We start from the raw sequence: 5,392 nt of genomic DNA, 5'->3' as shown, positions 1-5,392 counted from the left end.
GCACCCCACATCCCGCCGACGCCCCCAGGGAGCCATACACCGTGAGCACGCCCGAAGACAGTCCACGCCCCGAGCCCGTGGACGTACCGCTGATCCAGATCGGCGCCCCGGCCGCCGCCACTGGCGGCTGCGGCGACGGCTGCGGCTGCTCCGCCGACGAGGCCTTCGACCTGGAATGCGGCCTCGACCCCGCCCTCGCCCAGTTGCTCGCCGACGCCGGCCTCGACCCCGTACAGGTCGAGGACATCGCGCATGTGGCCATCGAGGAGGATCTCGACCACGGCGTGGACGTGACGACCGTCGCGACCGTCCCCGAGGACGCCGTCGCCACCGCCGACTTCACCGCGCGCCAGAGCGGCACGGTCGCCGGACTGCACATCGCCGAGGCCGTCCTGTCCGTCGTCTGTACGGAGGAGCTCGCCGTGGAGCGGCATGCCGTGGACGGCGACCGCGTCGAGGCCGGACAGAAGCTGCTCAGCGTCACCACACGCGTCCGCGATCTGCTCACCGCCGAACGCAGCGCGCTCAATCTCCTGTGCCGGCTGTCCGGTATCGCGACCGCCACCCGGGCATGGGCGGACGCGCTCGAAGGCACCGGGGCCAAGGTCCGTGACACCCGCAAGACCACGCCGGGGCTGCGCGCGCTGGAGAAGTACGCGGTGCGGTGCGGCGGCGGTGTCAACCACCGGATGTCGCTGTCCGACGCGGCCCTGGTCAAGGACAACCACGTGGTCGCGGCGGGCGGGGTCGCCGAGGCGTTCAAGGCCGTACGGAACCACTTCCCCGACGTACCGATCGAGGTCGAGGCCGACACCCTCGACCAGGTGCGTGAGGTCCTGGACGCGGGCGCCGATCTGATCCTCCTGGACAACTTCACCCCCGAGGAGACCGCCGAGGCGGTCGGCGTCGTCGGGGGCCGCGCCCTCCTGGAGTCCTCCGGGCGGCTCTCCCTCGACAACGCGCGGGCCTACGCCGAGACGGGCGTCGACTTCCTCGCGGTCGGCGCGCTCACCCACTCCTCCCCGATCCTGGACATCGGCCTCGACCTGCGAGAGGCCGGCGCCTGATGCTCCTGACGATCGACGTCGGCAACACCCATACCGTGCTCGGTCTGTTCGACGGCGAGGAGATCGTCGAGCACTGGCGCATCTCCACGGACGCGCGCCGCACGGCCGACGAACTCGCCGTACTGCTCCAGGGTCTGATGGGCATGCACCCGCTGCTCGGCGAGGAGCTGGGCGACGGGATCGAGGGCATCGCGATCTGCTCGACGGTGCCGTCCGTGCTGCACGAGCTGCGTGAGGTGACCCGCCGCTACTACGGAGATGTCCCGGCGGTCCTCGTGGAGCCGGGTATCAAGACAGGCGTACCGATCCTGGTGGACAACCCCAAGGAGGTCGGCGCGGACCGCATCATCAACGCGGTCGCGGCGGTCGAGCTGTACGGGGGCCCGGCGATCGTCGTCGACTTCGGTACGGCGACGACCTTCGACGCGGTGAGCGCGCGGGGCGAGTACGCGGGCGGTGTGATCGCCCCGGGCATCGAGATCTCGGTCGAGGCGCTCGGTATCAGGGGCGCCCAGCTCCGCAAGATCGAGATCGCCAGGCCGCGCAGTGTGATCGGCAAGAACACGGTCGAGGCGATGCAGTCGGGCATCCTGTACGGCTTCGCGGGACAGGTCGACGGCGTGGTGCGGCGGATGGCCCGCGAGCTGGCGGAGGACCCGGGCGAGGTCACGGTCCTCGCGACGGGCGGCCTGGCCCCGATGGTCCTCGGCGAGGCCTCCGTGATCGACGAACACGAGCCCTGGCTGACCTTGATCGGCCTGCGCCTGGTCTACGAACGGAACGTCTCCCGCATGTAGCCGGGCGCGGGCCCCGCGCCCCGTCCGGCCGGGCCCGGCGCCGCACCGTGGCGCCGGGCCTCCGCGCGCCGCCCGCCCGGTCCCCCGTTCGGCGGGTGGGCCGCGCCCGAGGGGAGGTGTTAAGCGGATTTTGTCCTTTTGGCGCGTAGTGTCGCCGCATGCCCACGCCATACGGATCCCGCGGCGGCATGGCGTTCGGTGCGGAGGAGCTGCGTGTGCTCCGACGTGCCCTTGCCGTCGCCCTTCATCCCGTCCCGCTGCCGAACGAGGACGTACGGGCCTGTCTCCGGCTCGCCGAGTCCGTGGACGAGGCGGTACGTGAGGCCGGACGGCTGCGGGACTTCCTGATGGCCGACCTCGTCCGGTACCGGCAGGCGCTCCCCGGGTCCCTCACCGGCTATCTGGAACTGCTCCGGGAGGCCCTGGCCGCCGGTTATGTCCCGCTGCCCGACGATCTCGCGGCGCTGCGCGCCCTGCGCGGCAACCCGGCCGCCGCGGCCCTGCTCGGCCGCTGCCAGGCGCTGGCCGAGCGGTCCGTACGGGCCCGTCTCGCCGCCCGCGTCACCGCCGCCGCCCCCGTCGGGCCCGCCGCCGCGGCGGCCCCCGAGCCCCGTGTCAGGCTCCGCGCGCTCCCCGGCGGCCTCTCCGCCGGCTCCGTCAACGCCGACACCGGCGCCGACGCGAACGGCGGCTCCGGTTCCGAGTCGGACTCCGGCTCGGATTCGAACTCCGGGTCCGACGAACCGGCAGGGCCCAAGGAGCCCGACAGGAAGCCCGACGGGAAACCCGGCAAGGAGCCAGACAAGGAGTCCGGCAAAGAACCGGCCGAACCGGCGAAGCCGCCCCGGAAACCGGGCCCGCCCCAGCGCCCCGCGCCCGGCAGGCCGATGCCCAAGCCGTCCGAGGTGTTCCCGCCGCGCCGCCGCCCGGCGCCCCCGCCGGAGAAGCTGGCCGTCGGATAGCTACGCTGGACGCCATGGACTACGTATCCGCGCTCGTACCTCCCGTGGTGATGGCCGCCTTCTTCATCGGCCTCGTCGTGACGATCGTCAAGAGCCAGGGCGGCCCCAACAAGGCCAAGGAGGACGCCGCGGTCGACGCGGCCCTCGCCCGCGCGGAGGCCCAGTCGCAGGAACGTACCCCCGGCACCGGCAGCGCCTGACCGCGGGCGCCGGCAACGCCCGGCCGCCGGGCACGGCGCCCGGCGGCACCCCGTGTACGCACTCCGGACACCTTGCGTCATCCCGGCCGCCGCAGTGCGTATTCACCGTATGACCAGGACGTACGACTGATTCCCGTCGTACGTCCTTTTTGTTCCGTCAATAACCGGCTATTCGGACATCTCGCACTATGGTGAAGATGTGCCCCGCCAATTGGGAGACCTGGAAGACGCCGTCATGACACGCGTCTGGCAATGGAACCGACCGGTCACCGTCCGGGAAGTCCTCGAAGACCTTCAGCGGGAACGGTCCATCGCCTACACCACCGTCATGACCGTAATGGACAATCTCCATCAGAAGGGCTGGGTGCGCAGGGAAGTCGAGGGCCGCGCCTATCGATATACGGCGGTCTCCACCCGCGCCGCCTACGCCGCGGCCCTGATGAACGAAGCCTGGTCGAAGAGTGACAACCCCGCCGCCGCCCTCGTCGCCTTCTTCGGCATGATGTCGCCCGAGCAGCGCGAGGCACTTCAGGACGCCGTCCGTATGGTGCGCGCGGACCGGCCGGAAGGCGAACACCAGGAAGCCGCAGGGCCACCGGAGGAAGCCGAACCGGAAGGCCCGGGGGCCGAAGACGCCGCGCTCCGGGGCGCCGATCGCCGCCCGGAGGCGGGGCGATAGCGTCCCGGCATGCGCTCAGCCCTTCCGCTTCCCAATGCCGAAGCAAATGCCATCACCGTCCGGCGGGCCAGGACCAGGGATGTACCGGCTGTCCGCCGTCTCGTCGACCCTTACGTGAGCGAAGGCATCCTGCTCGACAAAGCACCCGTGACGCTTTACGAGGACATCCAGGAGTTCTGGGTCGCGGAACGCGACGGGGACGGCAGTGTCATCGGCTGCGGCGCCTTGCATGTGATGTGGGAAGACCTCGCCGAAGTACGCACACTCGCCGTGGATCCCGTGGTCAGGGGTGCCGGAGTGGGGCATCAACTGCTTGACAAGCTGCTGGAGACCGCCCGCTGGCTCGGAGTGCGCCGGGTATTCTGCCTGACCTTCGAAGTCGAGTTCTTCGCGAAGCGCGGCTTCGTGGAGATCGGTGAGACGCCGGTCGACGGAGATGTCTACCGAGAGCTGCTGCGTTCCTATGACGAGGGTGTTGCGGAGTTCCTCGGTCTCGAACGGGTGAAGCCGAACACCTTGGGCAACAGCCGGATGCTTCTGCACCTGTGATCGCCCGACTCAGCCGGATCCCTATGTCCGAATCGCGCACGTTTCCCGTGTTCTCGCGCTGCTGAACCTCTGCCGGGGGTTTGTGTTTTCCTGAGAAAAGCGGTTTCCTTTCCGCGTACTGCATTTTCGATGAAAGGAAATCCGGTGGCACAGAAGGTTCAGGTCCTTCTTGTCGATGACATCGACGGCGGCGAGGCGGACGAGACCGTGACGTTCGCTCTGGACGGCAAGACCTACGAGATCGACCTCACCACCGCCAATGCGGACAAGCTCCGGGGCCTCCTCGATCCGTACACCAAGGGGGGCCGGCGTACCGGTGGCCGCGCCGCGGGCAGCCGCGGCAAGGGCCGAGTCGCCACGGGCGGTAACAAGGACACCGCGGAAATCCGCAAGTGGGCGAAGGAGAACGGCTACAGCGTCAACGACCGTGGCCGTGTTCCCGCCGAGATCCGTGAAGCCTACGAGAAGGCCAACGGCTGAGTATTCGTACGAAGGGCATTTCTGCGCGGCATGCGCAACAAGCGGGCCCGGTGGCACTCAGTCGCCGCCGCGTCCACGAGCCGTACGAGATCGGGGGCACCCCCACCACTGCCCCCGCTGCCGCCGCTCCGCCCGAGGGGAGCGAGTGACGGCAGCGTCGGCTCCGTCTCGCGTCCGGGCCCGGGGGGCCGCAACCACGTGGCGGCCCCCTGCGCGGCGACGCCGGGCCACCGCGGTGGCGCGGGAGCGGTGATCCGCCCGCCCGCGCCGACAGCGGTCAGCCCCAGGGCGATTCCGCCCCATTCCAGCCAGTCGAGCAGCCCCGGCAGCTCGTCCGCGCTCCCCGCGGCCACCAGCAGAGCCATCCGCCCGCCGAGCAGCGCCACGGGCCCCGTCGGGCCGATCCGCCGCAGCAGGGCGGCGCCCGCGTCGGCGGGCAGTTCCAGCACATCGAAGCGCAGCCCGGTCAGCAGCCGTACGGGAGGCCCCGCCTCCACGGCCCAGCCGAGCCCCTCCTCGTACCACCGCGCTAGACAGCTCTCCGTACCGGTGCGACCGCCAGGGAGCGGACCACGTGGGAAGGGGCCGCGCGGGATGGGACCACGCGGGAGGGGACCGCGCGGCCCCTTCCCACGTGGTCCGCTCCCGCGTGGTCCCG

Annotated in this window: 8 protein-coding genes; 7 read left to right on the top strand and 1 reads right to left on the bottom strand. The window is 70.8% G+C overall.

Features of this window, described 5'->3' with window-relative positions:
• Window positions 1-41: 41 nt before the first annotated feature.
• The 7 genes from nadC to WH07_RS34310 all read left to right on the top strand — a co-directional run bounded on the left by nadC (window position 42) and on the right by WH07_RS34310 (window position 4,734).
• On the top strand, window positions 42-1,067 hold the full coding sequence (gene nadC / locus WH07_RS34340) for a carboxylating nicotinate-nucleotide diphosphorylase (protein WP_046508851.1): 1,026 nt from the start codon (window positions 42-44) through the stop codon (window positions 1,065-1,067).
• Window positions 1,067-1,864 (top strand): type III pantothenate kinase, encoded by a 798-nt coding sequence (locus WH07_RS34335; RefSeq protein WP_046508850.1) that lies wholly within the window; start codon window positions 1,067-1,069, stop codon window positions 1,862-1,864. The genes nadC and WH07_RS34335 overlap by 1 nt, the downstream gene beginning before the upstream one ends.
• 158 nt (window positions 1,865-2,022) lie before the next feature.
• Window positions 2,023-2,826, top strand: coding sequence for a hypothetical protein (locus WH07_RS34330; protein ID WP_408645982.1), 804 nt, complete (start codon window positions 2,023-2,025; stop codon window positions 2,824-2,826).
• Between the two features lie 14 nt (window positions 2,827-2,840).
• Window positions 2,841-3,026, top strand: a complete 186-nt coding sequence (locus WH07_RS34325; RefSeq protein WP_046508846.1) for a hypothetical protein — start codon at window positions 2,841-2,843, stop codon at window positions 3,024-3,026.
• Between the two features lie 199 nt (window positions 3,027-3,225).
• Window positions 3,226-3,705 (top strand): BlaI/MecI/CopY family transcriptional regulator, encoded by a 480-nt coding sequence (locus tag WH07_RS34320; protein WP_079023797.1) that lies wholly within the window; start codon window positions 3,226-3,228, stop codon window positions 3,703-3,705.
• Window positions 3,706-3,714: 9 nt separating this feature from the next.
• Window positions 3,715-4,254 (top strand): amino-acid N-acetyltransferase, encoded by a 540-nt coding sequence (locus WH07_RS34315; protein ID WP_079023796.1) that lies wholly within the window; start codon window positions 3,715-3,717, stop codon window positions 4,252-4,254.
• A 144-nt stretch (window positions 4,255-4,398) separates the two neighbouring features.
• A complete protein-coding gene (locus WH07_RS34310; protein WP_046508840.1) occupies window positions 4,399-4,734 on the top strand; it encodes a histone-like nucleoid-structuring protein Lsr2 in 336 nt (111 codons plus the stop codon).
• Here WH07_RS34310 and WH07_RS34305 read toward each other — a convergent pair.
• Window positions 4,713-5,330 carry an SCO3374 family protein gene (locus WH07_RS34305; RefSeq protein WP_046508839.1) on the bottom strand — a complete coding sequence of 206 codons (618 nt, stop codon included), beginning with the start codon at window positions 5,328-5,330 and terminating at the stop codon, window positions 4,713-4,715. The two genes, WH07_RS34310 and WH07_RS34305, sit on opposite strands and share 22 nt — an antisense overlap.
• Window positions 5,331-5,392 lie beyond the last annotated feature (62 nt).

The sequence above is a fragment of the Streptomyces odonnellii genome (genome assembly GCF_000981895.1).
GTDB classification, from domain to species: domain Bacteria; phylum Actinomycetota; class Actinomycetes; order Streptomycetales; family Streptomycetaceae; genus Streptomyces; species Streptomyces odonnellii.
Note: the sequence above shows the minus strand (reverse complement) of the source record. Positions and strands in the feature narration are given on the sequence as shown.